The 24,418-nt window shown below is 67.8% G+C and carries 24 protein-coding genes; 10 read left to right on the top strand and 14 right to left on the bottom strand.

All coding sequences use genetic code 11. The annotated features are described in order from the left end of the window. The coding region (locus CVV76_RS25500; RefSeq protein WP_233193065.1) for a transposase at positions 1-226 on the bottom strand (226 nt) is incomplete at its 3' end. 32 nt (positions 227-258) lie between these two features. Here CVV76_RS25500 and CVV76_RS20825 point away from each other — a divergent pair. From CVV76_RS20825 to CVV76_RS20800, 6 genes are all read left to right on the top strand, one after another. After that, positions 259-636, top strand: a complete 378-nt coding sequence (locus CVV76_RS20825) for a hypothetical protein (RefSeq protein ID WP_102226609.1) — start codon at positions 259-261, stop codon at positions 634-636. Between the two features lie 78 nt (positions 637-714). Continuing rightward, on the top strand, positions 715-1,068 hold the full coding sequence (locus CVV76_RS20820) for a hypothetical protein (RefSeq protein ID WP_102226608.1): 354 nt from the start codon (positions 715-717) through the stop codon (positions 1,066-1,068). Between the two features lie 337 nt (positions 1,069-1,405). Then, complete coding sequence (locus CVV76_RS20815; RefSeq protein WP_102226607.1) at positions 1,406-2,353, top strand: ABC transporter permease; 948 nt, start codon at positions 1,406-1,408, stop codon at positions 2,351-2,353. Positions 2,354-2,363: 10 nt separating this feature from the next. Continuing rightward, positions 2,364-3,185 (top strand): ABC transporter permease, encoded by an 822-nt coding sequence (locus tag CVV76_RS20810; protein ID WP_408607897.1) that lies wholly within the window; start codon positions 2,364-2,366, stop codon positions 3,183-3,185. Beyond that, positions 3,182-4,765, top strand: a complete 1,584-nt coding sequence (locus CVV76_RS20805) for an ABC transporter ATP-binding protein (protein ID WP_102226606.1) — start codon at positions 3,182-3,184, stop codon at positions 4,763-4,765. The genes CVV76_RS20810 and CVV76_RS20805 overlap by 4 nt, the downstream gene beginning before the upstream one ends. Beyond that, entirely contained in the window at positions 4,758-5,177 is a 420-nt protein-coding gene (locus CVV76_RS20800; RefSeq protein ID WP_102226605.1) for a GNAT family N-acetyltransferase, read from the top strand. The genes CVV76_RS20805 and CVV76_RS20800 overlap by 8 nt, the downstream gene beginning before the upstream one ends. 70 nt (positions 5,178-5,247) lie before the next feature. Here CVV76_RS20800 and CVV76_RS20795 read toward each other — a convergent pair whose 3' ends face one another. Beyond that, positions 5,248-7,839 carry an HWE histidine kinase domain-containing protein gene (locus CVV76_RS20795; RefSeq protein ID WP_102226604.1) on the bottom strand — a complete coding sequence of 864 codons (2,592 nt, stop codon included), beginning with the start codon at positions 7,837-7,839 and terminating at the stop codon, positions 5,248-5,250. Beyond that, positions 7,832-8,491 (bottom strand): heme oxygenase-like domain-containing protein, encoded by a 660-nt coding sequence (locus tag CVV76_RS20790; protein WP_102226603.1) that lies wholly within the window; start codon positions 8,489-8,491, stop codon positions 7,832-7,834. The genes CVV76_RS20795 and CVV76_RS20790 overlap by 8 nt, the downstream gene beginning before the upstream one ends. Positions 8,492-8,835: 344 nt before the next feature. Between CVV76_RS20790 and CVV76_RS20785 the strand changes: the two genes are divergently transcribed. Then, positions 8,836-9,186 carry a cupin domain-containing protein gene (locus CVV76_RS20785; RefSeq protein WP_102226617.1) on the top strand — a complete coding sequence of 117 codons (351 nt, stop codon included), beginning with the start codon at positions 8,836-8,838 and terminating at the stop codon, positions 9,184-9,186. Beyond that, positions 9,186-10,235 (top strand): P1 family peptidase, encoded by a 1,050-nt coding sequence (locus tag CVV76_RS20780; RefSeq protein WP_102226602.1) that lies wholly within the window; start codon positions 9,186-9,188, stop codon positions 10,233-10,235. The genes CVV76_RS20785 and CVV76_RS20780 overlap by 1 nt, the downstream gene beginning before the upstream one ends. Before the next feature lie 45 nt (positions 10,236-10,280). On the opposite strand, the gene CVV76_RS20775 is transcribed toward CVV76_RS20780, so the two are convergent. Then, the gene (locus CVV76_RS20775) at positions 10,281-11,093 is read right to left on the bottom strand and encodes an alpha/beta hydrolase (protein WP_102226601.1); all 813 of its coding nucleotides are present in this window, start codon (positions 11,091-11,093) and stop codon (positions 10,281-10,283) included. Between the two features lie 269 nt (positions 11,094-11,362). On the opposite strand from CVV76_RS20775, the gene CVV76_RS20770 reads away from it, so the two are divergent. Then, positions 11,363-12,841, top strand: a complete 1,479-nt coding sequence (locus CVV76_RS20770; RefSeq protein WP_102226600.1) for an NAD-dependent succinate-semialdehyde dehydrogenase — start codon at positions 11,363-11,365, stop codon at positions 12,839-12,841. 437 nt (positions 12,842-13,278) lie between these two features. Here CVV76_RS20770 and CVV76_RS20765 read toward each other — a convergent pair whose 3' ends face one another. The 4 genes from CVV76_RS20765 to ectA are packed head-to-tail and all read right to left on the bottom strand — an operon-like array spanning position 13,279 to position 17,049. Then, the gene (locus tag CVV76_RS20765) at positions 13,279-14,715 is read right to left on the bottom strand and encodes an aspartate kinase (RefSeq protein WP_102226599.1); all 1,437 of its coding nucleotides are present in this window, start codon (positions 14,713-14,715) and stop codon (positions 13,279-13,281) included. A gap of 4 nt (positions 14,716-14,719) precedes the next feature. Then, positions 14,720-15,121 carry an ectoine synthase gene (locus CVV76_RS20760; RefSeq protein WP_102226598.1) on the bottom strand — a complete coding sequence of 134 codons (402 nt, stop codon included), beginning with the start codon at positions 15,119-15,121 and terminating at the stop codon, positions 14,720-14,722. A 5-nt stretch (positions 15,122-15,126) separates the two neighbouring features. Then, complete coding sequence (gene ectB, locus CVV76_RS20755) at positions 15,127-16,413, bottom strand: diaminobutyrate--2-oxoglutarate transaminase (protein ID WP_102226597.1); 1,287 nt, start codon at positions 16,411-16,413, stop codon at positions 15,127-15,129. Between the two features lie 54 nt (positions 16,414-16,467). Next, positions 16,468-17,049: a diaminobutyrate acetyltransferase gene (gene ectA / locus CVV76_RS20750; RefSeq protein ID WP_102226596.1), complete on the bottom strand. Its 582-nt coding sequence runs from the start codon at positions 17,047-17,049 to the stop codon at positions 16,468-16,470. A gap of 197 nt (positions 17,050-17,246) precedes the next feature. Here ectA and CVV76_RS20745 point away from each other — a divergent pair, with 197 nt between their 5' ends. After that, positions 17,247-17,786 (top strand): MarR family winged helix-turn-helix transcriptional regulator, encoded by a 540-nt coding sequence (locus tag CVV76_RS20745; RefSeq protein WP_233193062.1) that lies wholly within the window; start codon positions 17,247-17,249, stop codon positions 17,784-17,786. Between the two features lie 162 nt (positions 17,787-17,948). On the opposite strand, the gene CVV76_RS20740 is transcribed toward CVV76_RS20745, so the two are convergent. From CVV76_RS20740 to CVV76_RS20715, 6 genes are all read right to left on the bottom strand, one after another. Further along, positions 17,949-18,728 (bottom strand): ABC transporter permease, encoded by a 780-nt coding sequence (locus CVV76_RS20740; RefSeq protein WP_102226595.1) that lies wholly within the window; start codon positions 18,726-18,728, stop codon positions 17,949-17,951. Positions 18,729-18,735: 7 nt separating this feature from the next. Continuing rightward, positions 18,736-19,635 carry an ABC transporter permease gene (locus tag CVV76_RS20735; RefSeq protein ID WP_102226594.1) on the bottom strand — a complete coding sequence of 300 codons (900 nt, stop codon included), beginning with the start codon at positions 19,633-19,635 and terminating at the stop codon, positions 18,736-18,738. Between the two features lies 1 nt (position 19,636). Then, a complete protein-coding gene (locus CVV76_RS20730; RefSeq protein ID WP_102226593.1) occupies positions 19,637-20,785 on the bottom strand; it encodes an ABC transporter substrate-binding protein in 1,149 nt (382 codons plus the stop codon). An 18-nt stretch (positions 20,786-20,803) separates the two neighbouring features. Continuing rightward, positions 20,804-21,862: an ABC transporter ATP-binding protein gene (locus tag CVV76_RS20725; protein ID WP_199178664.1), complete on the bottom strand. Its 1,059-nt coding sequence runs from the start codon at positions 21,860-21,862 to the stop codon at positions 20,804-20,806. 8 nt (positions 21,863-21,870) lie between these two features. After that, the gene (locus tag CVV76_RS20720; protein ID WP_102226592.1) at positions 21,871-23,283 is read right to left on the bottom strand and encodes a gamma-aminobutyraldehyde dehydrogenase; all 1,413 of its coding nucleotides are present in this window, start codon (positions 23,281-23,283) and stop codon (positions 21,871-21,873) included. 101 nt (positions 23,284-23,384) lie between these two features. Next, positions 23,385-24,353 carry a LysR family transcriptional regulator gene (locus CVV76_RS20715; RefSeq protein WP_102226614.1) on the bottom strand — a complete coding sequence of 323 codons (969 nt, stop codon included), beginning with the start codon at positions 24,351-24,353 and terminating at the stop codon, positions 23,385-23,387. Positions 24,354-24,418: the final 65 nt, after the last annotated feature.

The raw sequence follows: 24,418 nt of genomic DNA, 5'->3' as shown, positions 1-24,418 counted from the left end.
TATGCGGCAGCGCCATGCCGACCGCGGACAGAAGCATGACCCCAGACGGGACCAGAGTGATCGACCGCTTGACAGCCACGCCCCGATTACAGAAGAAGAGCTCGTCGCGCAGGCTGCCATTGAAGCTTTCGATGAAGGCGTTCTGCTGGGTATGAGGAGGATCAGAAAACAGTCCGGGGGGCTGTTTTCCCGACGATTGGCCCGGGTCGATGTAATGCCAGGGCACCTCGTTCCTGCCATGTCGCCGAGGGCCACCTGGTGCCCGATGCCGACGATCGCCTTGTGGTCTCGCCCAAGCTCCCTTCGGACGATCCCGCGCGCCGGCGGCTTACGCAGGTTCTCGACGCACCTGCCAAGCCTACCCGGCGGCTCCTGGCCCGTCTCCAGCGCGGCTACGGGATGCTCCGCCACTCCGCAGGCCTCCACGCGAAACAAGAACTGGACGCCCGTGCCAGCACCGTCGAGCGCGCGGAGACGGCGCTCCACGGGCTGCGCCGCGCCATGCTCAAGGCCCTCCCTGTGAAGCTTCGCAGCCAGTTCACGGGGGCGATCATGCGGGAGGCCAGCGAAGCCGATCGGTCGATGAAGGCCCTTCGTCGGACCGCGAATGCCGGTCATGAGGAGAATGATCGGTGAGGGGAAGAAAATCTTCTTTCCGCTCACCGGCCGAGGTCCATATCCGGCGCGAGCCCAGCCAACCGAAAGGGTCATGACATGACGGTTCATCAATCTGCACGCGCCCAAAGCGCGATCGAAAAGGCATCCGCGCGCTTCCAGGCCGCGGTCGTGAGCATCGCCGAGAAGGAACAGAAGGCGCATCTCAAGCGCCGGGGCCATGTGCTACAGGCCTTCGGAAAATGGCTCGACAGCGCTTCCCGCGCCGAAACTGAGCAGTTCCTGGACACGCTCGCGCAGGCCGCCAGCGCCGTCGATCGGAAGCGCATCGCTGACTACCTCGCGAACCTCCCAGCTTCGGTGGATGGCGTCGAGCCAATGATCGCCACTGAGCAGCGCACCGCATCGCCTGAGAGCGAGAAGCGTCCGGTCCAGGCGCAGCAGAAGGACTGAGCCGGATCGAGGCCGACGCGGATCGCCCCAACGCTCGAACCGGCGTGCGAAAGCCCGCCCATCCTGAGGCGGGCTTTCTCATGTCTGGCCGTCGTGTCAGTCTGCGCGGAGCTCGGGGGGGCAACTGACAGCTGCTTCAGGCCCCTGCCCCCCGGGATATTTTCGAGCAGAAAGTGGAGGAGGACCTGTCTTCTTCTGAGTGGAAATATCCCACGGGGGTGCGGGGGTGTGAAACCCCCGCGGATGCGGCGGGTGTGGCGTGCCTGCGGGCAGGAGGGGGGCCTTTACCGCGCCGGAGCCGCCGCATAGGCTCGGGCGAAACAGGGGCCTCGACCGGATGCTGCGCTACCTTCTCTCCCGGCTGATCTCGCTGGTGCTGAGCCTTATCGTGGCCAGCCTGGTGATCTTTGCCGTGCTGCAAGTGGTGCCGGGCGATCCGGCCTCGTTCATGCTGGGCATGAACGCGAGCCCCGACACGATGGCTGCGCTGCGCGAGCAGCTGGGGCTGAACGGGCCCGCCCCGCTGCGCTACCTGCACTGGCTGGCTGGCATGCTGCACGGCGACTTCGGCCTTTCCTACACCTACAAGACCCCGGTCGCGCAGCTGATCGCGCAGCGCGCGCAGGTTTCGCTACCGCTGACGATCTACGCCATGGCGCTGTCGACGCTGATCGCCATACCGGCCGGGATGGTGGCGGCGGCGCGGCGGGGCCGGGCCTCGGACCTGGCGGTGATGGGGGTGACGCAACTTGGCATCGCGGTGCCGAACTTCTGGTTCGCCATGCTGCTGGTGCTGATCTTCGCGATCAGGCTGCACTGGGTGTCCTCCGGCGGCTTTCCCGGCTGGCAGGCGGGGATCTGGCCCAACCTGGTGGCGCTGACACTGCCCGCGATCGCGCTGGCGCTGCCGCAGGCCTCGATCCTGGCACGCGTCATGCGCTCGGCGCTGATCGAGGCGCTGCACCAGGATTATCTGCGCACCGCCCGGGCCAAGGGGTTGACCCAGGGCCAGGCGATCCGGCGTCATGCGTTTCGGAACGCGCTGATCCCGGTGCTGACGATCCTCGGGCTGCAATTCTCGTTCCTGCTGGCCGGCGCGATCATTATCGAGAACGTGTTCTACCTGCCGGGCCTCGGGCGGCTGATCTTCCAGGCGATCACCCAGCGCGACCTGATCACCGTGCAATCCGTCGTCATGCTGCTGGTCGCCGCGGTGATCGTCGTCAACTTCCTCACCGACCTCGCCTATGCCGCCGTCGACCCGAGGTTGAGGCGCCCCGGATGACATGTCCCGCATGAGGTTTCCCCTGCCCCTGCCCCTTGTCCTTGGCGCGGCCCTCACCGCGATCTTCGCGGGTCTCGCCGTGCTCTCGTTCTTCTGGACGCCCTACCCGGTCGCGGCGATGGACATCGCGGCGCGGCTGAAGCCCCCGTCGCTGTCGCATTGGCTGGGCACCGACACCTATGGCCACGACGTCTTCAGCCAGCTGATGGTGGGCGCGCGCACCTCGATCGCGGTGGCGCTGGTGGCGGTGGGGATCGGCGTGGCCGCGGGCGTGCCGCTGGGGCTTTGGGCCGCCGCGCGGCGCGGGTCGCTGCTGGACGAAACGATCATGCGCGGCAACGATCTGATCTTCGCGTTCCCCTCGCTGGTGATCGCCATCCTGATCACCGCGATCCTCGGGCCCGGGGCGGTGAACGCGATCCTTGCCATAGGGATCTTCAACATCCCCGTCTTCGCCCGGGTCACCCGTGGCGGCGCGCTGTCGCTCTGGACGCTGGATTACATCCGCGCGGCGCAGGTGGCGGGCAAGGGCGCGGCGCGGATTTCCCTTGAACACGTGCTGCCCAACATCGCCAACCTGCTGATCGTGCAGGGAACGATCCAGTTCTCACTGGGCATCCTCGCCGAGGCGGGGCTGAGCTACGTGGGCCTTGGCGCGCAACCTCCGGTCCCGTCCTGGGGGCGGATGCTGGCCGACAGCCAGACGATGATCTCCCTCGCGCCGCTGCTGGCGGTGTTCCCGGGTCTTGCCATCGTCCTCACCGTGCTCGGGCTGAACCTGATGGGCGACGGGCTGCGCGACCTTCTCGACCCGCGGCTGAGGCGCAAATGACCCTGCTTTCCGTCCGCGACCTGTCGCTTGCCATCCACGGGATGCCGATCCTGCACGACGTCTCGTTCGATCTCATCCCCGGAGAGGTGTTCGGCCTCGTGGGCGAAAGCGGGTCGGGCAAGTCGATGACCTCGCTTGCGCTGATGCAGCTTCTGCCGCCGGGCGCGCGGGTGGCGGGCCGGGCTACGATGGGTGGCGAGGACCTTTTGAGCCTGCCCGAACGGAAGATGTGCCGGATCCGCGGCAACGAGATCGGGATGATCTTCCAGGAGCCGATGACCGCGCTGAATCCGGTGCAGACGATCGGCGACCAGGTGGCCGAGACCCTGGTCATCCACGGCGCCGCCACGCGGTCCGAGGCACTGTCGGCCGCCCGGTCCCGGCTTGACCGCGTGGGCCTGACGGCCGACCGCTTTCCGCTGTCGCGCTACCCGCACGAGCTTTCGGGCGGCCAGCGCCAGCGCGTGTCGATCGCCATGGCGATCGCGCTGCGCCCGAAGCTGCTGATTGCAGACGAACCGACGACGGCCCTCGACGTGACCACGCAGGCGGGGATCCTCGACCTGCTCAGGGGGCTGGTGGCCGAGGAGGACATGGCGCTGATGCTGATCACCCACGACCTTGCCGTGGTAGCCGGCGTCGCCGACCAGGTCGCGGTGATGGAGGCGGGCAAGATCGTCGAGGCCGGGCCGACCGAGGCGCTTTTCCGCGCGCGCCGGCACGATTACACCCGCCGCCTTTTCGCCGCCGCGGCGCATGTGCCGGCGCGCCGACCACAGGCGCGCGAGGCGCCGCTTCTCCACGTCGCCTCGGCCCGGCGGGACTATGCCCTGCCCCGCCCCTCGGCCTTCGCGCCGCCGGGCAGGTTGACCGCGGTGAAGGATGTGAGTTTCACCCTGCACAAGGGTGAAAGCCTTGGTCTCGTGGGGGAATCCGGATGCGGCAAGTCCACGTTGACCCGTGCGATCCTGGGCCTCGACCCGCTGCAGGGGGGCGAGATCCGCCTCAATGGCGCGCCGGTCTCGCCCACCATGCCGCGCGCGCGTCGGGCGGGCGTGCAGGTGGTGTTCCAGGATCCCTACGGCAGCTTCAACCCGCGCCAGAAGGTCGGGCGGCTGGTGGCGGAGCCCTTCCACCTTGCCCCCGCGCCGAAGGCCGAACAGCGTGACCGCGTGGCCGAGGCGCTCAGCGCGGTGGGCCTGACACCGGAGGCCGCCAGCCGGTACATCCACGAATTCTCGGGCGGGCAGCGCCAGCGCATCGCCATCGCCCGCGCACTGATCATCCGCCCCGAGCTGATCGTGCTCGACGAGGCCGTCTCGGCCCTCGACGTGCGGGTGCGGGCGCAGATCCTCGACCTGCTGGCCGATCTTCAGGGCCGCTACCGCCTTTCCTACCTGTTCATCAGCCACGACCTGGGTGTGGTTCGCGTGATCACCGACCGGGTGATGGTGATGCGCGCGGGCGAGATCGTCGAGGAGGGCGAGACGGAAGCGGTCTTCGCCGCCCCGCGTCACTCCTACACGCGGGAGCTTCTGGCCGCGACGCCGAAGATTCCGGCGGGATGGCTCGATGGATGAGGTGACGCTGCGCCACGCGCCGCCGTCGGAGGAGGCACGGATCGCCCGCATGGTGAACGCCTATCTCGACGAGATGGGAATCGCCGCGCCGATCGCCCGCGCCTCGGTCCCGCTCTACTGGCGACAACCCAGCCGGGTGCCGTTCCTCGTGCTGGCCGATGGTGCGGTGGCCGGATTCGCCCTCGTGCGCGATACCGGCGAGGGGTTTCTTGGACTGGCCGAATTCTCGGTCCTGCCCGGGTGGCGGGACCGGGGCATCGGGGCCATGGCCGCGGCGCTGGTCTTCGCGCAATTCCCCGGGCCCTGGCGGCTCAAGGCCGTGCCGAAGGCGGAACGGTTCTGGCGCCGCCAGCTGGCGGGCCGCGGCGCACGGGAACTGGGCGGGGGATGGTTCGCCTTCAACGCGCCCTGAGGGATGCGTTCGAGGGCATTATCACGGGCGCGGCGCCCGAGTGTCGCCGGGGCGGCGGCGCCTGCCCCGCTCAGCCCGCCCTGAGGGCCTTGGCGAATGCTCCGGTCAGCGTCTCGGGCGAAAACGGCTTTTGCACGATGACGCAGGGCGGATAGGCCTCGACCAGCGCCGATGCCTCGCCATAGCCCGTCGCCAGCACGAAGGGCACGCCAAGCGCCGCCAGCCGTTCGGCCACCGGCACCGACTGCTCGGAACCCAGGTTGACGTCGAGCAACGCGAAGGCCGGCGGGCGGGTCTCGATCATCTCCAGCGCCTGCGCCACGGAGGAGGCGATCTGCACGTCCTCGGCGCCGAGGTCCTGCAACGCGTCGGCGGCATCGAGCGCGATGATAAGCGAATCCTCGACCACCAGCCCCCGGCCCTGCAATCGGCCGTCCCCGGATTGTGCGGGAGACACGGCGGGGATTGCCCCGCCGACCGCGCCCGGGGCCGCGCCCTCTTCCGCCCCCTCGTCCGGCGCGCCGGCCGCGCGGCTGGCGAAGGTGCCGGGCACGGTGAACAGCGCCTCGACCCCGGTGACGCGGTAGTCGATCCGTGCCGTGCCGCGAAGTTCGTGCGGGATGGAGCGCTCGATGATCGTGGTGCCAAAGCCGCGGCGCCGGGGCGGCGCCACCGCCGGACCGCCGCGTTCCTTCCAGTCGATCGTCAGCGTGCCGGCGGCGTCGAAGGACAGGGCGATGTCGACCCGCCCGGCCCGGTCACAGAGCGCGCCGTACTTGATCGAGTTGGTCGCCATCTCGTGCAGCACCAGCGCCAGCGCGGTATAGGCCGTGGGCAGGATCATGGCGTCCGGCCCGGTGATCCGCACCCGCTCGGCCTTGGCGTCGGCGTAGGCATCGAACTCCAGCCGCAACAGCTCCCGCAGCGAGGCGGGCTCCCAGCTTTCGCGGGTCAGCTGGTCGTGCGCCTGGGCCAGCGCATGGATCCGCCCGTCCAGGCTTTCGGTGAATTCTGAAAGCGTCGTCGTGCCGGATTTCGACTGCGCCACAAGCCCGCGCATCAGGTTGAGGATGTTGCGCACGCGGTGGTTCAGCTCGGAGATCAGCAGTTGCTGCTGCTCGGCGGCGCGCTTGCGCTCGGTCGCCTGTGCCTCGGCCACCTTGAGCACGACCTCCAGCATCAGCGTCCGCAGCTCTCCCGCCGCGTGGATCGCGTAATCCGACCAGTCGGCGCAATGGCCCAGCACCGTCTCGCGCCAGATCGCGAAGCTCTCGCGCGGGGTCAGGCGGATGCCGTTCGGCCCCACCGAGACCGGCTTCGACGGATCGCCCGCCCATTCCATCACCGCCTCGATCTCGCGCCGGAAGAAGACGATGTAATCGCCCGCCCCGCGCGAGATCGGCACGAAAAGCGACCCGGCGCAATCCTTCGCATAGGCGGCGGCGGCGGGCCGGTGCAGGGCCAGGCTTTCCACTGCCGTGACCTCGCCATAACCTTGACTGAGGTCGGCGAAGGTCTCGCCGAAGGCGCGGATCTCGTCCTCGGGCGGCACCGCCCCGCGCGCGGCGACCTTGCCGTCCCAGACCACCGCCATTCCGTCATGTGCGATCACGCCCTGGATCGCGTCGGACATGGACAGGATCGGGCCGCTCAGCTCATGCGCATCGGCAAGCTGCGACATCAGGCGGGTCTGCAGCCGCGCCGCGTCTTCGGTCGCCTTGCGGCGCAGGGATTCCTCGTAGCGGCCGATCTCGTAGGAAAACATGTGGCCGAACATCTCGACCGCGGTGCGGCGTTCGTAGTCGATGTAATGCGGGCGGTCATGGTGGCAGGCGAAAAGACCCCACAGCTCTCCGTCCTTCATGATCGACACCGACATGGAGGCGCCGATGCCCATGTTATTGAGATATTCGATATGGATCGGCGACACCGCCCGCGTCACCGCAAGCGACAGGTCGAGCGGCGCCTCGCCTTGGTCGGGATGGGCAAGGATGGGGGCGCCGGGGTCGCCCACATCGGCGATCAACCGCAACAGCGACCGCTTGTAGAGCGCGCGGGCCTGTTTCGGAATGTCGGTGGCGGGAAAGTGCTGGCCAAGATAACGGCGCTGGCCGTCGGCGCGATCCTCGGCGATGACCTGGCCCGACCCGTCGCGATCGAAGCGATAGACCATCACGCTGTCGAAGCCCGACAGCACCCGCAGGCTGCGCGCAGCGTCGCGCGACAGCGTGTCCAGCGCGCGGTCGAAGCGGATCCGGCGCACCAGCGGCTGCACCTCGGCCATCACATCGCTTTCGACGCCGCGCCCCTTCGGCTCCAGCTCGACCAGAAGGCGCCCGCTGCTCTGGTGGATCGAGACGTCGAACGGCCCCAGTCCCGCGCGCACCGCCACCCCGAAAAGGCGCACGGCATTGGAACTGTCCTCCACCGCGCGCAGGCTGCGCCGCAGCCGGGTCACGGCGTCGGTGTCGATCACCTCGGACAGCGGCCGGCCCAGTGCCGCGGCGGCCTCGACCCCCAGGATCGCGCCCAGGTTGGCCGAGGCATGCTGCACCTGCCAGTCCGCGCCCACCGCCAGCAACGCGCCGTAGGACTGCACCCGCCCCAGCAGGTGGATGGGTTCGCGGTCGCAATTGGTCAGGTCAACCTGCATCTCAGGCATTCATATTCATCCTGTCTTCGGGAAACCCGCCTTCGGGTCTCTCCTGTTCGGGGCCGCGTCCTGGCGCGAGGTCAGGCAGGGTCTCGCCCGTGCGGGGCAGCTGACTGGCCGTGCCTGCCCGCTCCTCTCGGACAAGGCGGGCGGCGGCGAGAAAGCACGAGAAGGCCACCGTCACGTCCGTCTCGACCTGCCGCGCGCGGGGATCTTCCGGCCCGATCTCGTCGAGGCGCGCGCAGATCGCCTGCCAGGCCTGCCGGGTATCGCGGGGGTCAAAATAGGCGGGCAGCGGCGCCACGCCCGCATCGGTTGCCCGCCGTGTCAGGACAAGCGTTCCCAGCCGCGAGCCGAACACCACGTAGGCAACGGCCAGCGGATCGAGCGCGGGCACCGGCCCGAGCGGCCGCCCTGCCGCGCCATCCTCTGACAGCGCGGCGAGAAGCGCGGCAAGAACCGCTTCCTCCTCGGGCGTCTGGGTCCCCGCCGCGGCGCGTGCCAGAGCCTCGAGCGCCAGCCACTGGGCGCGCAGGAACGGCCCCATCTCGGCGGCAGGGTCGTCATGGAACGGCTGAAAGACGGCCTCGACCGCATCGTGAACGGAACGGGTGCCGTCGCGCAGACGGGCACGAAAGCCGGTGTGCGACCGGGTGGTCATGGGCGGGGTATGCTGCATCAAAGCGGCTGGCCGATCACGCCGTGCGCGACAGGGCGCGTCCCGGACGGGCGCCGCGGCTGGCAGTCGGGACAGAAGCCCCGCGGTTTACGCCGGGGCGGGCGACTTCGGGGCAAGATGAACGGTCCGTACTGCTGCACATTGTGCCGCAACGCGCGACGCACGGGAAAGTTCCATATCACGCGCAGATCACCCGACCGTCACGAGAGACGGGGAAAGGACGCCAGTCGGAACCGGGCGAAAAGGGCTTGAGCGCGGCGCGCCGATGGCGTTCGCTGGCGGCAGGCGTGCGGGGTGGTCCCGCCCGCGGGATCGAGGAGATCGGGATGAAGGCCGTGAACCTTGCCGAGAAGCTGGCACTGGTGGCGGGCCATTGGGATCCGCACGTGGTGGCGGATTTCAACGGCCATGACATCATGGTGGTCAGGGTCGAGGGCGAATTCCCTTTCCATGACCACCCCGACACCGACGATCTCTTCCTCGTCCTTGAGGGCGAGATCGAGCTCGACGTCGGTGAGGAGACGCTCCACCTCGGCCCGGGCGAGTTGTTCGTGGTGCCGAAGGGGGTGCGCCACCGGCCGCGCGCCAAGGCCGAGGCCCGACTTCTGCTGATCGAACCGAAGGGCACGCCGAACACCGGCGATCCCGCCACCGCCAGCGCGAAGCCGAGGATATGATGCGACCGGGACCCCGCAACCTGATCACCGATGTCGAGGGGCTGAGCGTCGGCAATGCCGAGGACGCGCAGGTCCGCACCGGCGCCACGGTGCTGCTGGGCGCGCGGCCCTTCACCGCCGCCGTGCACGTGATGGGCGGCGCCCCCGGCACGCGCGAGACCGACCTTCTGGCGCCCGACAGGCTGGTGCAGGAAGTCGACGCGCTGACGCTGTCGGGCGGGTCGGCCTTCGGACTCGACGCCGCCTCGGGCGTGGCGGACGGGTTGCGCGCTGCGGGTCGGGGCTTCGACGTCGGCGGACAGCGGGTGCCGATCGTGCCCGGGGCGATCCTGTTCGACCTGCTCAACGGCGGCGACAAGAACTGGGACGAGAACCCCTACAAGCGGCTGGGCCGGGCCGCGCTGATCGCCGCAGGGCCGGATTTCGCGCTGGGGACGGCCGGCGCGGGCTTCGGCGCGATGACCGGCGACCTGAAGGGCGGGCTGGGGTCTGCCTCGGCGGTGCTGGAAAGCGGGCTGACGGTCGGCGCGCTGGTCGCCGTGAATGCGCTCGGGCGGGCCACGGTGGGCGGCGGCGCGCAGTTCTGGGCCGCTCCGTGGGAGCTGACGGAGGAGTTCGGCGGCCTCGGCCCCGCGACGGCCCATCCCGCGGACGAGGAACCCCGCCCCGGCAAGCAGACCGGCGCGGGAACGGGCCCTCTGCGTCCCGGCTCCCTGCGTCCCGGTGAAGCCACGACCATCGCCATCGTCGCCACCGATGCCGCGCTGAGCCAGGCGCAGTGCCAGCGCTTCGCCACTGCGGCGCATGACGGCATGGCGCGGGCGCTGGTGCCAAGCCATACCCCGTTCGACGGCGACCTCGTCTTTGCCGCGGCGACGGGGGCGCGGGCGCTGGCCGATCCGCTGACCGATACCTTCGCGCTCGGCCATGCGGCGGCGGCCTGCCTGTCACGGGCGATCGCGCGGGCGGTCTACGAGGCCTCGGCCCGCCCCGGCGATCTGCAACCCACATGGACCGCTCGCCATGGCCGCGCGGCCCGCGGCACCTGACGCGCACCTCCGGGGCTGACACGGTCCCGCTCGGCACCCGCGGGGTCAGAGCCCGCCAAGTACCGCTTCGGTAAGGGCGCTGTCCTCGGCCTCAAGGTCGTCGATCACGTCGAAATGGTGCAGGCCGGGGGCGACGTGCCAGTCGCAATCCCACGCCTCGGACAGGCTGCGCGCCTGCCACAGGAAGGACGGCCGCTCCTGCCCGCCGACCCAGACCGTGACCGCGCAATCGGCCCGGCGCGGGGTCAGCGCAGGGCTTTCCGCCAGCGCCTCGGGCAGGTCGAGTGCCAGCGTCTCGTTCATAGTGGTGTCCATCAGCGGCCTGAGGTCGGCCAGCGGCGAGATCGGCACGGCGCGTTGCACGCGGCCGGCAAGCGCGGGCGACAGCGGCGCCCCGGCGCAGGCCATCCGCGCCGACAGGTGGCCGCCGGCGGAATGCCCCGTCACCGCGATCGGCCCGTCGACCTCTGCCCCGGCGGCGGCGATGGCAGCGCCGATCTCGGCCGTCATTTCGCCGATCCGGGCCCCGGGGGCCAGCGTGTAGGCGGGCATGGCGCAGGCGAAACCGCGGGCCAGCGCGCCGGCCGCCAGATGCGAGAAGTCGCGGGGCGAGAACCGCATCCAGTACCCGCCGTGAATGAACACCATCAGGCCCCGCGCGGCGGCGCCCCCCGCCCCGTCCGGCAGGAACAGGTCGAACCAGTTGCGCGCGCCGTCGCCATAGGGCAGGCCCAACCGCGCGCGCGCCCCCAGCGCGGTACGGAATATTTCGGCCTTCTCGGCCCAGCGCGGCGGGAAGTCGGCCGCCCCCGGAATGAAATCCCCGTTAGCATAGGCCCGGTCCATCTCTGCGCTCATCTCGTCGCCTCCCTCTTGTCGAACCCTGCCTAACGCGACCGTCCCGGTGTTGAAAGGGGCCGGCCCAACCTGCTGCCCATGCCTGCCGCCCGCCAGCCAGCCGGCATTCCCCCCCACCCCCGCCGCACCTGAGGCATCTGCGCCCTTGCCTTCCCCCGCCGCCGTCATAGCTGGACAACCAAGTCCACACCGTGTTTTGTCTCGCGCGATCCGCATCGCCCCGCTGCGATCCGCCGCGGCTACAGCGCCCCCAGAGGAAGGAGATCCCCATGCTCGATACCACGACCGACCTGAAGTCGCTTCTGAAGGACCCGTCGCTGCTGGTCACACAAGCCCTTGTCGCCGGCGAATGGGTCGACGCCGACGACGGCTCTACCTTCGAGGTGACCAACCCCGCCCGCGGCGACGTGATCTGCACCGTCCCCGATCTGGGCCGGGCCGAGACCGCCCGCGCAATCGAGGCCGCCCGCGTCGCCATGAAGGACTGGGCCGCCCGCCCCGCCAAGGAACGCGCGCAGATCATGCGCAAATGGTTCGAGCTGATGATGGCGAACCAGGACGACCTGGGCGCTATCCTGACGGCCGAGATGGGCAAGCCGCTGGCCGAAGCCAAGGGCGAGATCGCCTATGGCGCCAGCTTCATCGAGTGGTTCGGTGAGGAGGCAAAGCGGATCTACGGCGAGACGATCCCCGGCCATCAGGCCGACAAGCGCATCAGTGTGATCCGCCAGCCGATCGGCGTGGTCGGCTCGATCACGCCGTGGAACTTTCCCAACGCGATGATCGCCCGCAAGGCCGGGCCCGCGCTGGCGGTGGGCTGCGGCTTCGTCTGCCGCCCGGCCTCGGAAACGCCGCTGTCGGCGCTGGCCATGGCGGTGCTGGCCGAACGCGCGGGGCTGCCGAAGGGGATCCTGTCGGTCGTCACCTCGATGAAGGCCTCGGACATCGGTAAGGAGTTCTGCGAGAACCCGACCGTGCGCAAGCTCACCTTCACCGGCTCGACCGAAGTGGGGCGGATCCTTCTGCGTCAGGCCGCCGACCAGGTGATGAAATGCTCGATGGAACTGGGCGGCAACGCGCCGTTCATCGTGTTCGACGACGCCGATCTGGACGAGGCGGTGAAGGGCGCGATGGCCTCGAAGTTCCGCAACAACGGTCAGACCTGCGTCTGCGCCAACCGGATCTACGTGCAGGCCGGCGTCTACGACGCCTTCTCCGAGAAGCTGGCGGCCGCGGTCGAGGCGCTGAAGGTCGGCGACGGGCTGGACGACGGGGTCGAGGCCGGTCCGCTGATCACCGAGAAGGCGGTGCAGAAGGTCGAGGACCACATCAAGGACGTGCTGGACCACGGCGGCGCGGTGGTGACCGGCGGGAAGCGCCACGCTATGGGCGGGACCTTCTTCGAACCGACCGTGCTGACCGGGGTCACGCAGGACATGAAGGTCTCGACCGAGGAAACCTTTGGCCCGGTGGCGCCGCTCTTCAAGTTCGAGACCGAGGAAGAGGCGGTGGAGAAGGCCAATGCCACGATCTTCGGGCTGGCATCCTATTTCTACGCCCGCGACATCGGCCGCATCACGCGGGTGCAGGAAGGCCTGGAATACGGCATCGTCGGGGTGAACACGGGGCTGATCTCGACCGAGGTGGCGCCGTTCGGTGGCGTCAAGCAATCCGGCCTCGGCCGCGAGGGCAGCAAGCACGGCGTCGAGGATTTCCTCGAGATGAAATACATCTGCCTGTCGGTATAAGCTTTCACAGCGCGCGGCCCGACCTCCGGGGCAGGCGCTTTGTCCTGGCCCGATCCGCGCTCCGGATCGACGGAGCGCGGGATTCCCAAAGCTCCGGCCCGCCGGCATGGGCAAGCGCGCACCAGCCGTCCCGGGTTGCCGTGAAAGGTGTTGGCCACCAAACACGTTGGCCCCGCCCCGACAGGCGGCGTCGAGGCGATTTCAGCGCGGAGGGCAGCGCCCCGGGCTTGCACGCGTCTGCCGCTTGTCGTGACACACTTTGCCTGCCTTGCCGCTGCAAATCACCATCCGCCCCGGGCAAGGCACAGGCTCGTCGCCCCGGGCTGACCTGTGGCGCGCATGCCGTCCGCGCCAACGAAAAGAGGCCCCGGACGGCACGGATCGCTCCGCCCGGCCGGGGCCTCTTCCATCCTCCCCCGAGGATGTCTTGCGCGCTCTCAGGCGGCACGCTTGAGGTTCTTGACCTCCTTGACGTCGTGCCCCTCGACCAGCGCGCGGTGCAGCGCGGTGATCACCGCGTCGAAACTGTCGCGCTCGACGATGAACTGCACGTCGACATTACGCGGCCCTTGGCTGGCGCCGATCGCCTCGTGGCCTGCCGCCGCGATGGCCTGCAAGCCCCGGGTCAGCACCGACAGGCCGTTCAGGTCACGCCCCACGACAGACGCCATGGCGATCGCCCGAGACGAGATCTGCGCCGAGGGGTAGCGCGCGGCCAGATCCTTCTCGACCCGCCGGAGGGCCTTCAGCGAGGTGTCGACGTAATGGGTGATCGTGTTGGCGTTCGACACCTTCGAAACGATCCGCACGTTGTGACGGGTCAGCGCCTCGAGAATCGCGGCGTCGTAGCCCTTCACCCCCACCATGTCCTGCTCGAACAGCTCGAAGGCATAGATATCGAGACCGGTCACGATCTCGACCGCCGCCGTATCCGCCGGCTGGTCGTCGATCAGCGTGCCCGGGTCCTCCGGCTCGAAGGCGTTGGTCACGCGCAGCGGCACCTTGGCCTGGCGCAGGGTCTTGGCGGCCTTGGGATGGATCGCCTCCATCCCGAGGTTCGACAACTGGTCGGCCACGTCGTAATTGGTCCGCCCAAGCTTGCGCACCGCATCCGTGCCCACCAATCCCGGATCGGCCGAGGAGAGGTGGAATTCCTTGTGGATGATCGCCTCGCGCGCGCCGGTCAGCGATGCCAGCCGCGAAAAGGTCACCTCGGAATAGCCGCGATCGAACTCGTGCATGAGCCCTTCGGCGCATTGTGCATAGCCGGTGACGATCGGCATCTCGGTCGCGGGATCGACGTCTTCCATCGCCCCCTTGATCCGGTCGTCAAGCGATACGTCGCCCTCGTCGCGCCAGCCCGAAAGCTCCACGAACCGCGCGTTCACCCCCTGGCGCTGCAACAGCAGCGAGGTGACGAAAGCCGAATGTGCCTCACCCAGACCGGACAGCAGCTCTCGGGTCTGGCCCATGTGCTCGCTCAGCCGGAAGTGGCTGTAGGAACACAGGCGCTGCAGGTCGATCAGGCAGTTGCGCGCGCCGTAGACACGGTCGTGCACGAACTCGTCTGCCCGCTCCACGTCGGCGCGATTGGTCAACACGGCCCGGTGGGCCTCGATCATCGCCGAGGCCACCGTGTCGAGCCGATCTTGCCAGCCATGCGCACGGTCGTCGTTGGCGAAGGCCGCGAACACGCCCGGTTCGCCGGTCTTCTTGTGCTCGAGCAGGAGGTTGGTGATCCCCCCGAAGGCCGAGACCACGAAGACGCGGCCGTAGAGGTCCTCCCCCGACCGGTCTCCGATGATCAGCGTGCGGGCCAGCTCGTCGATGCGGGACATCGACGTCCCGCCTATTTTCTCGACAGTATGGGCCATGGCTTCAGGCGTTTTCCTCTTCCGCCGGGGCGTAGGAGCCATCCTCGCGGTGCACCTCGTTGCCGGTCACCGGCGGGTTGAAGCAGCAGGCCATGACGAGTTCCTCGTCGGCCCTCACGGTGTGATTGTCGTGCAGGTTCAGCGCGTACATCACGCCCGGCTTGATCTCGTGGGTCTCGCCGGTGCCGTTGTCGGTGACAGTACCCTTGCCCTGCATGCAATAGACGCTTTCGAAGTGGTGCTTGTAGTGGAACGTGTGCTCCGAGCCCGCCTCGAGGAAGGTGATGTGGAACGAGAAGTTCATCCCGTCCTCGGCCAGCAGCATGCGGACCGAGCTCCAGTTCGCGTCCTTCACGACCCGGTTGCGCTCGTCTTCGATGATCTTGTTGAAATCACGTACAATCATGTCTGTTACTCCGCTGCAAATTTGGTGTGGGCGGCCAGCGAATCCTGCGTGGCCTGCTTGAGGATGTCGAACCCCTGGTGGAACAGCTCCTCCGGGGTGGTGAGCGGTGCGAGGACCTTGACCACCTGGTCGTGGTTGCCCGAGGTCTCGATCACGAGGCCCTTCTCGAACGCCCGGGCGCAGATGTCGGCGGCACGCTCGCCGGTGCCGACATCGACGCCGCGCATCAGGCCACGGCCCTTGAGGAAGGCGCCGGGCACCATCGCGGCGATCTCGCTCAGGCGGTCCTCGATCAGCTTGGCCTTGGTGGCCAGCGTCTTCTGGAACGCGTCGTCGGCCCAGAACTTCTCGATCGCCACGCGGGCGGTCACGAAGGCATGGGTGTTGCCGCGAAAGGTGCCGTTGTGTTCGGCCGGGCCAAAGATGTCATGCTCGGGGCGCACCAGCACCATAGCGAAGGGCAGACCGAAGCCCGAGGCCGATTTCGCCATGGTCACGAGGTCGGGCGTCACGCCCATCTCCTCGAACGAGAAGAAGGTGCCGGTGCGGCCAACACCCGCCTGAATGTCGTCGATGATCAAGAGCGCGCCATGCTTCCTGGCGACATCGGCCATCGCACGGACCCACTCGGCCGAGGCGGCGTTGAGGCCGCCCTCGCCCTGCACGGTCTCGAACATGATCGCGGCCGGGGCGTCGACGCCACCCGCCGGGTCCGACAGCATGGCGTCGACCAGCGCGGCACTGTCCACGTTGTCGGCATAGCCGTCATAGGGCATGCGGGTGACGCCCTGCGTATCCATCGCGGCACCGCCGCGGTGATAGCCGTTGCCGGTCGCGGCGAGTGCACCCATGGTCACGCCATGGAAGCCGTTGGTGAAGGCGATGACGTTGGTGCGCCCGGTCTTCTTGCGCGCGATCTTCATCGCGGCCTCGACGGCGTTGGCGCCGGTCGGCCCCATGAACATCACGCGGTGATCCATGTCGCGGGGCCTGAGGATATGCTCCTCGAACGCCTCCAGGAACCCGGCCTTCGGCTCGGTATGCAGGTCAAGCCCCATGGCGATGCCGTCCGACGCGATATGGTCGATCAGCGCCTGCTTCATGTCAGGGTCGTTGTGGCCGTAGTTGAGCGACGAACAGCCGGCGAGGAAGTCGATCCACTCCGACCCGTCCTTGGCGATCAGCTTCGACCCTTGCGCCTTGGCAAACAGCGCGGGCATGGCGCGGCAGTAGGAGCGCGCCTCGCTCTCTCGGCGTTCGAAAATAGCTTTATGGCTCATGTCCATGGGCATGATGGTATCCTTTCGGGGGGAGTGGATTTGGGGGCTGGGAGTGCTCGCGGCCGATCAGGCCGCGCTCTCCAGCATGGGCGCCTCTTGCGCCTTGTCGGAAGCGCCTTCGGCACCTTCCGGCAGCGTGATCGTCACCATGTGCTCGGTGTCGTGCGCGCCGTTGAAGTGCTCGTCGCTTTCGAAATGCGGCGTGTCGTCAAGCGCGCCGCCGACCTCGCGCGCGAAGCTCTTGAAGAGCCCCCACGAGGCGTCGTTGTCCTCGGTGATCGTGGTCTTGAGATGCGTGGCACCGTCGCAGGCGTCGCGCTCGATCAGCTCGAGAAGCATCTTCTTGCCAAGGCCGAGACCGCGCGCCCGGGGGCCGACGGCCACCTGCCAGACGAAGATCTCTTCCTTCGAGGGGATCATGTGACCCGAGATCCAGCCGACGATATCGCCGTCCAGCTCCGCCACCACGCAGGTATCGCGGAAATGGTCGGCCTGCACGAGGTTGCAGTACATCGAGTTCTCGTCGAGCGGCTTGCACCGCTTGATCAGTTCCCAGATCTCGGCCCCGTCCGTCGTCTCCGGCTTGCGCAACCGCAGCACCGGGGCGCGGGTTTCGTCCATGCGGGGATCGGAAAGGTCTTTGGGCATCTGTCAGGTCCTCGTTTCGCTTAGGCCTATCTAAATAGTTTGGCACAGCTGACAGATCAACCCCTTCGCCAGTATTAGATTCCTTGCGTTGAAAATATAGGTTTTAAGGCAAATATGCTTTGCAAAGACAAACAAAATCATACTGAAGCCGGGTCGACATGCTTCGTTTAAGCAAAGCATACCGGAAAGGAGATTGAATGTTGAACGTGATTCCGCCGCTGTGCGATACTTTGCCGATGACCGACCAGAAGCTCAGCCGCATCGACCAGAGCCTTATCGCGTTGCGCCGCATCCTGCGCGCGACCGAGTTCTACGCGCGCGACCTCGCGCATGCCGCCCGGCTGACGCCGGCGCAGCTGCGCATCCTGCAGATCGTGGACGAACGGCGCTCCACCACGCCGAAGGCGCTGGCGACGCAGATGGGCGTCAGCCAGGCGACGATCACGACGATGGTCGACCGCCTCGTCGCCCGCGGCATGGTCGAACGCGCGCGCTCGGTCACCGACGGGCGCCAGACCAACGTGACGATCACCGCCGAAGGTCACGCCACATTGGAAAACGCCCCCGACCCGCTGCAACAGCGCTACGTCCGCGCCTTCGAGGCGCTCGAGGATTGGGAACAGGCACAGCTGATCTCGTCGCTGGAACGGGTGGCCTCCATGCTCGACGCCGCCGCGATCGACGCCGCTCCCGTTCTCACCACCGGCGAGATCCAGGGCGACAAGCGCCCGGTCTGACCCGCCGCCCGACCATCTCCCGGCCGCCGCCCACCCCCGCCCTTCTTCTGAGCGGAAATATCCCACGGGGGTCCGGGGGTGTGAAACCCCCGGCTTCAGTCGCGAGTCCAGGGGTGTGAAACCCCGGCTTCAGTCGCAAATCCGGGATCCGGGGACGGCCCCTCACCTGTCCTGCGTCACCCGGTAGGCGAACCACACCGGCACCGCCGTGACGACGAGGATCGCCAGCACGATCACATTGACCTCAGGCAGCTCCTGCCCCAGCCGGATCGCGCCAAAGATCCAGAGCGGCAGCGTGTTCTGCGCCCCGGCCGTGAAGGTCGTCACGATCACCTCGTCGAACGACAACGCGAAGGCCAGCAGCGCGCCCGCCACCAGCGCGGTTGAGATCGCGGGGAAGGTCACCCGGCGAAAGGTCATCCAGGGGCCCGCACCAATGTCCATCGAGGCCTCGGCCAGCGACCCGGGCACCCGGCGCAGCCGCGCCAGCACGTTGTTGTAGACGATGACGATGCAAAAGGTCGCGTGGCCGATGACGATGGTCCAATAGCTCAGCGGCAGATGCCAGAACACGAAGAAGGAATTCAGCGCCATCCCGGTGATGATCCCCGGCAGGGCGATCGGCAGCACGACCGCAAAGGACAGCGTCTCGCGCCCGCGCCAGCGGCCACGGTGGACGGCGAAGGCCGCGCAGGTGCCCAGGGCCACGGCGATCGTCGTGGCCACCAGACCGGCGCGGATCGACAGCCACAGCGCCGCGCGCACCTCGGCATTGGCCCAGGTTTTCGGGAACCATTGCAGGCTGAAGCCGTGGATCGGCCAGCCCTGCACATTCGAGGCGTTGAAGGCATAGACCGCGATCAGAAGGATCGGACCGAACAGGAAGACCAGGACCAGAACGGTCCAGATCGCCAGCATCACGCGGGTGGAACGGCGCTCCATGCTGCCCTCACATCACGTCGAAGGCGCCGACCCGGCGCGCAAGCCACAGGTAAACGGCCATCAGCACCAGCGGCACCGTCGCATAGGCCGCGGCGAAGGGGATGTTGTTGGCCACGCCCACGTTCGCGTAGACCACGTTGCCGATGAAATCCGACCCCGGCCCGCCGACCAGCACCGGGGTGATGTAATCCCCCAGCGTCAGCGAAAAGGTAAAGATCGACCCGGCCACCAGCCCCGGCATCGACAGGGGCAGCACGACCTTCAGAAAGGTGCGCATTCCCCGGCCGCCCAGATCCTGCGAGGCCTCGAAATAATTCGCGGGAATGCGTTCCAGCGCGGCATAGACCGGCATGATCATGAACGGCAGCCAGATGTAGGAGAAGACGATCCACATCGCGGTGTTGGTATAGCCGATCTCGGCCCCCGGCAGGCCCAGCCCGCGCAGTGCCCAGTTCAGCACCCCGTCATGGGCCAGGATCAGCCGCCAAGCGTAGACCCGGGCAAGGTAGCTCGACCACAGCGGCAGCACCACGGCGGTGATCAGCGCCAGCCGCAACCGGGGCCCGGCGATGCGGGCCATGAAATAGGCCATAGGGAAGGCGAGGATCGCATCGGTCAGCGTGACCAGCGCGGCCATCGCCACGGTGCGCAGCGCGATCTTCTGATAGATGGGCGAGGTCGCGACCTCCTGAAAGTTCGCAAACGTCCAGTTGCGCACGATCTCGCCCGTGAAGTCGTCGACCGACCAGAAGGCCGCGATGAACAGGACCGCCAGCGCCGCGATGTAGATCAGGCCCATCCAGGCCACCGGCGGCAGCACCAGCCCCGCCAGCGAAAGCCCCGGCCTGCGCCACAGGAGCGAGCCAAGCCGCCCCGCGCGCCCCGTTCCGCTCACCGCGTGCGCCATGTCAGCCCTTCACCCGTTGCCAGGCCTTCTGCCAGTCGCCGTAGCTGGTGCAGTCACGCTTGCCGTTGGTGCAGGTCGGCAGCGGCGTCTGCCAGAAGTGGATCTGCTTGTAATAGCTGGCGGGCGCGTTCAGGTGGTATTTCTCGCACGACCCGGCCTCGATCTTGTCCATCTCGGAACAGGCCTTGGGGTTGGCCGGCGTCTCGCCGAAATAGATCGCCTGCTGCGCCTGCACCTTGGGCGAGGAGACGTAGTTCAGGAACTTGTAGGCGCACATCACGTGCTTGGATTTCGCCGACAGCATCCAGCTGTCCGCCCAGCCGGTGGCGCCCTCGGACGGCACGGTGTCCATGACGTTCACCTTGTCGGCCTTCAACGCGTTGGTCTGGTAGGGCCAGGCCGCGCCGATCACCGCGTCGCCGTTCTTGAACAGCTCGATCTCATCCGAGGCCAGTGCCCAGTACTTCTTGATCAGCGGGCGCTGCTCCTTCAGCAGCACGACCGCCGCATCCAGCTGCTTCTGCGTCAGCTCATAGGGGTTCGTGATCCCCAGCGCCGGTTTCGTCTTCATCAGGTAGAGCGCGGCATCGGCGATCTGGATCGGGTTGTCGGGCACGGTGATCTTGCCCGCATATGTCTTGTCGTAGATCGCCGACCATGAGGTGGGCGCCTCCTTGATCTTGTCGGCGTTCCACATAAGGACGTTCGGGCCCCATTCGTAGGACAGGCCGTAATGCAAGCCCTTCAGCGTGTTGTAGGGTGGGGATTGCAGGTTCGGCAGGAAGTCCTTCCACGCGGGGATCAGCTTCACGTCCAGCGGCTGCACGTCGCCGCCGTAGATCAACCGCAGCGTCGCATCGCCCGAGGCCGAGACGAGGTCGTACTGCCCGCCCCCGCCCGAGCGCATCAGCGCAACCATTTCGTCCGAGGAACCGGCATACTTGCGGTTCACGTGGCAACCGCTCTCCTTCTCGAACGGCTTGATCCAATCGTCCTGGGCATAGCCTTCCCAGGCCACGATGTTCAGCTCGCCCTCGCCCTTGCCGATCGCCTTTGGGTAGTTCGGCTTGACCGGTGCGGCCACGGCCGGCAGGGCCATGGACAGGCTTAGCGCGGCCACCATCGCCGCGCGCATTCCGTAGGTCTTCATCTGCAAGCTCCCTGTTGATTATCGTTTCAAGGCATAAGCTTCGCCGTCGTGCCAGCCGACCCAGACCTGCGCGCCCCGGCGCGCGTTGGCGATGTAGCGGCGGCGGTTCTGTTCCACCGCAACCACCGTCTCGCCGCGGTCGAGGCGGATGATGTGGCGGGTGAAGATCCCGGCATAGACGGACTCGGCCAGAACGCCGCTCTCGGAATGCCATCCCTCGCCCGTGAAGGTGCCGGAGGAATGCGACAGATGCAGTTTCTCGGGCCGCAGAACCCACCGCCGCTCTCCCCGGTCCAGGATCGAGGACGTGCCGACGAAGCCAGCGACGAATTCGGTCTCCGGGCGCTCGTAAAGATCGGCGGGGGCGGCGACCTGTTCAATTCGGCCATCGTTGAAGACGGCAACGCGGTCAGACATCGACAGCGCCTCCTCCTGGTCGTGGGTGACATAGAGGAAGGTGATGCCCAGGCTCTCCTGGATCTGCTTGAGCTCCATCTGCATGTCCTGCCGCAGCTTCAGATCCAGCGCACCCAGGGGCTCGTCGAGCAGAAGAAGCCGCGGGCGGTTTACGATGGCGCGGGCAAGGCCCACGCGCTGGCGCTGCCCGCCCGACAGCTGGTCGGGGCGGCGCTCCCCCTGCGCCCCAAGCTGCACCATGCGCAAGGCCTCGGCCACGCGGGTGGCAACCTCGTCTTTCGGCAATTTCTTGGCCTTCAGGCCGTAGGCGATGTTCTCGGCCACCGACATGTGCGGGAAGAGGGCGTAGTCCTGGAACACGGTGTTCACGTCACGCTCGAACGGGGCGCGGCGCGACAGGTCCTGACCGTCCAGCGTGATGGTGCCCGCATCGGGGCGTTCGAACCCGGCGATCAGGCGCAGCGTGGTGGTCTTGCCCGATCCCGACGGCCCCAGCATGGTGAAGAACTCCCCCCGCCTGATGTCGAGGTCGAGGTCCTTGACCGCCTGCATGCCCTTGAAGCCCTTCGACAGGCCGCGGATCGAGAGGAGGACCCCTTCGGCCGCCCCCGTGGCCTCATCGTCGATCCCGATCCCCGCGCCCTGTGCCGTCATCTTCATCGCGTCCCTCAATGCCGGATCATCACGTGCCGCGCGACGGTGTAATCCTCGAGCGCATGCATCGACATGTCCTTGCCGTAGCCCGAGGATTTCATGCCGCCGTGGGGCATCTCGTTCACCAGCATGAAATGGGTGTTGATCCAGGTACAGCCGTATTGAAGCCGCGACGCCGCATTCATCGCAAGCCCGATGTTCCCGCTCCAGACCGAGCTGGCCAGCCCGTATTCACTGTCATTGGCCCAGGCGATCGCCTGCTCCGGCTCGGCAAACCGGGTGACGGAGACGACGGGGCCGAACACCTCGCGCTGGACGATCTCGTCCGTTTGCAGTGCCCCCGCGATCACCGTGGGTTCGTAGAAGAAGCCCGGGCCGTCGACCACGCGCCCGCCGGTCGTCACCTCGATATGGCCCTGCGCCCGGGCGCGCTCGACGAAGCTTGCCACCCGCCCGCGCTGCCGCTCCGAGATCAGGGGGCCGATCTCCACCCCCTCTTCCTGCTGCGTGCCGTATTTGATCGAGGCGACGGCCGAGGTCAGCTCGGCCACCAGCTTGTCGTAGATCTTGGGCCCCGCGTAGATCCGGCAGGCAGCGGTGCAATCCTGGCCCGCGTTGTAGAAGCCGAAGGCGCGGATGCCTTCGACCACGGCCTCCAGATCGGCGTCGTCGAACACGATCACCGGCGCCTTGCCGCCAAGCTCCAGATGCGTGCGCTTGATGGTCCGCGCCGCGGTCTCAAGCACCTTGCGCCCGGTCGCGATGTCGCCGGTGAGCGACACCATGCGCACCTTGGGGTGGGCCACCACGCCCGCGCCCACGCTGTCGCCATAACCCAGCACGAGGTTGAAGACGCCGGCCGGCAGCACCTCGGCCGCGATCTCGGCGAATTTCAGCGCCGTCAGCGGGGTCTGCTCCGAGGGCTTCAGCACCACCGTGTTGCCTGCGGCCAGCGCCGGGCAGATCTTCCACGCCAGCATCATCAGCGGATAGTTCCACGGCGCGATCGACCCCACCACGCCCAGCGGATCGCGGCGGATCATGCTGGTGTGGCCCGCAAGGTATTCCCCCGCCGCGCTGCCGTGCAGCACCCGCGCGGCGCCCGCGAAATAGCGGAAGCAATCGACGATCGCCGGGATCTCGTCATCGCGCGCGCAGGCCAGAGGCTTGCCGCAATTGCGGCTTTCCAGCGCGGCGAAGGCCTCGCCCTCGGCCTCGATCCGGTCGGCAAGCTTCAACAGGTACCCCGCCCGGTCGCCGGGGGTCAGCGCAGCCCAGCCGGCAAAGGCCCGGTCTGCGGCGGCGACCGCGGCCTCGACCTGCGCGGCGCTGGCCTCGGCAAGGGTGCGGATCGTTTCGCCCGTGGCCGGGTCCAGCACGGTCATCGCCGTGCCCTCACCCGCCGTCATCTTGCCGTCGATCAGCATGCAGTCCCTCCGATACATTCCTTCGGGCAGCCTAGGGAGCGGTTCCATAAAAGGAAAATCAGAAATAATGCAGTCAGGTTTCTGTTTTTCAGATCGCCATGTCAGTAGGCCAGGCGCTCCCCCCGGCCCTGGGAATAGTCGCGGCAAAGCTCGATGAACTGCTCCATCACCGGGTTCGGCGGCGCCCCCCGCCGCCACGCAAGGCCGATGTCGACCGTGGGCAGCGCGCCCGCCACATGCCGCGCCTCGACCCGGTCGCCCTCCAGCGACCAGGGCCGATAGGCGAGGTCGGGCAACAGCGCGAGGCCCAGGCCGTTGCCGACGAAGCTGCGCACCGCCTCGACCGAATTGGTCTTCATCACGATCGGCGGGCGAAAGGTGCCCTCGGACGTCAGCCGTGCGGCGGTATCGGCCAACTCATCCGTCGCCAACATGACGAAAGGGCGCTCTCGGAACTCGTCGAACTCCAGCACCGACCGCGCCAGCAGCGGATGCTGCGCGGGCAGCCATACCCGCCACGTCGAGCGTTGCAGGATCTCGCTCTGCAATGCCTGCCGGTCGGCAAGGTTCGAGACGATCATCAGGCCGATGTCCAGCTCGCCGCCCACCAGCAGGTGTTCAAGATAGCTGCGCTCATCCTCGACCACGCGGATCCGCACCTTGCGGAAGATGTGCTGGAACCGCGACAGCACGTCGGCGAGGTAATAGCCTGCGACCAGCCGGGTGACACCGATGTTCAGCGTGCCCTCGATCTCTTCCGGCCGCTCGCGCACGGCGGCACGGGCATCGGCCACCGCGCCGAGGATGAAGCGCGCGTGCCGCAGCATGCGGTGACCTTCCGAGGTCAGCCGCATCCCCTTCTGGTGGCGCAGGAAAAGCTTGGACCCAAGCTCCTCCTCCAGCGCCTGAATCGCGGCGGTGATCGCGGATTGCGAGATCCCCACCTCGCCCGCGGCGCGCGAGACCGATCCGGTCTCGGCCACCTGCAGGAAGTAACGGAACTGGCGCAGGGTCAGCGCCTCGGGGCCGTGGCTGTCGGACGGAGGGGAAGAGGCGGGGCGGTCGGTCATGGCGCCATGCTGGCGGAAGGCGGGGGGCAGATCAACGGCCACCGCTTGCCCCCCCCTGCTCACCC

Source organism: Acidimangrovimonas sediminis (assembly GCF_002871005.1).
GTDB lineage: Bacteria > Pseudomonadota > Alphaproteobacteria > Rhodobacterales > Rhodobacteraceae > Acidimangrovimonas > Acidimangrovimonas sediminis.
Note: the sequence above shows the minus strand (reverse complement) of the source record. Positions and strands in the feature narration are given on the sequence as shown.

Coding starts and splice junctions, on each gene's coding strand:
- CVV76_RS20820 (WP_102226608.1), top strand. CDS start 715: ATGACGGTTCATCAATCTGCACGCGCCCAAAGCGCGATCGAAAAGGCA.
- CVV76_RS20815 (WP_102226607.1), top strand. CDS start 1,406: ATGCTGCGCTACCTTCTCTCCCGGCTGATCTCGCTGGTGCTGAGCCTT.
- CVV76_RS20810 (WP_408607897.1), top strand. CDS start 2,364: ATGAGGTTTCCCCTGCCCCTGCCCCTTGTCCTTGGCGCGGCCCTCACC.
- CVV76_RS20805 (WP_102226606.1), top strand. CDS start 3,182: ATGACCCTGCTTTCCGTCCGCGACCTGTCGCTTGCCATCCACGGGATG.
- CVV76_RS20800 (WP_102226605.1), top strand. CDS start 4,758: ATGGATGAGGTGACGCTGCGCCACGCGCCGCCGTCGGAGGAGGCACGG.
- CVV76_RS20795 (WP_102226604.1), bottom strand. CDS start 7,839: ATGCCTGAGATGCAGGTTGACCTGACCAATTGCGACCGCGAACCCATC.
- CVV76_RS20790 (WP_102226603.1), bottom strand. CDS start 8,491: ATGACCACCCGGTCGCACACCGGCTTTCGTGCCCGTCTGCGCGACGGC.
- CVV76_RS20785 (WP_102226617.1), top strand. CDS start 8,836: ATGAAGGCCGTGAACCTTGCCGAGAAGCTGGCACTGGTGGCGGGCCAT.
- CVV76_RS20780 (WP_102226602.1), top strand. CDS start 9,186: ATGCGACCGGGACCCCGCAACCTGATCACCGATGTCGAGGGGCTGAGC.
- CVV76_RS20775 (WP_102226601.1), bottom strand. CDS start 11,093: ATGAGCGCAGAGATGGACCGGGCCTATGCTAACGGGGATTTCATTCCG.
- CVV76_RS20770 (WP_102226600.1), top strand. CDS start 11,363: ATGCTCGATACCACGACCGACCTGAAGTCGCTTCTGAAGGACCCGTCG.
- CVV76_RS20765 (WP_102226599.1), bottom strand. CDS start 14,715: ATGGCCCATACTGTCGAGAAAATAGGCGGGACGTCGATGTCCCGCATC.
- CVV76_RS20760 (WP_102226598.1), bottom strand. CDS start 15,121: ATGATTGTACGTGATTTCAACAAGATCATCGAAGACGAGCGCAACCGG.
- ectB (WP_102226597.1), bottom strand. CDS start 16,413: ATGCCCATGGACATGAGCCATAAAGCTATTTTCGAACGCCGAGAGAGC.
- ectA (WP_102226596.1), bottom strand. CDS start 17,049: ATGCCCAAAGACCTTTCCGATCCCCGCATGGACGAAACCCGCGCCCCG.
- CVV76_RS20745 (WP_233193062.1), top strand. CDS start 17,247: ATGTTGAACGTGATTCCGCCGCTGTGCGATACTTTGCCGATGACCGAC.
- CVV76_RS20740 (WP_102226595.1), bottom strand. CDS start 18,728: ATGGAGCGCCGTTCCACCCGCGTGATGCTGGCGATCTGGACCGTTCTG.
- CVV76_RS20735 (WP_102226594.1), bottom strand. CDS start 19,635: ATGGCGCACGCGGTGAGCGGAACGGGGCGCGCGGGGCGGCTTGGCTCG.
- CVV76_RS20730 (WP_102226593.1), bottom strand. CDS start 20,785: ATGAAGACCTACGGAATGCGCGCGGCGATGGTGGCCGCGCTAAGCCTG.
- CVV76_RS20725 (WP_199178664.1), bottom strand. CDS start 21,862: ATGAAGATGACGGCACAGGGCGCGGGGATCGGGATCGACGATGAGGCC.
- CVV76_RS20720 (WP_102226592.1), bottom strand. CDS start 23,283: ATGCTGATCGACGGCAAGATGACGGCGGGTGAGGGCACGGCGATGACC.
- CVV76_RS20715 (WP_102226614.1), bottom strand. CDS start 24,353: ATGACCGACCGCCCCGCCTCTTCCCCTCCGTCCGACAGCCACGGCCCC.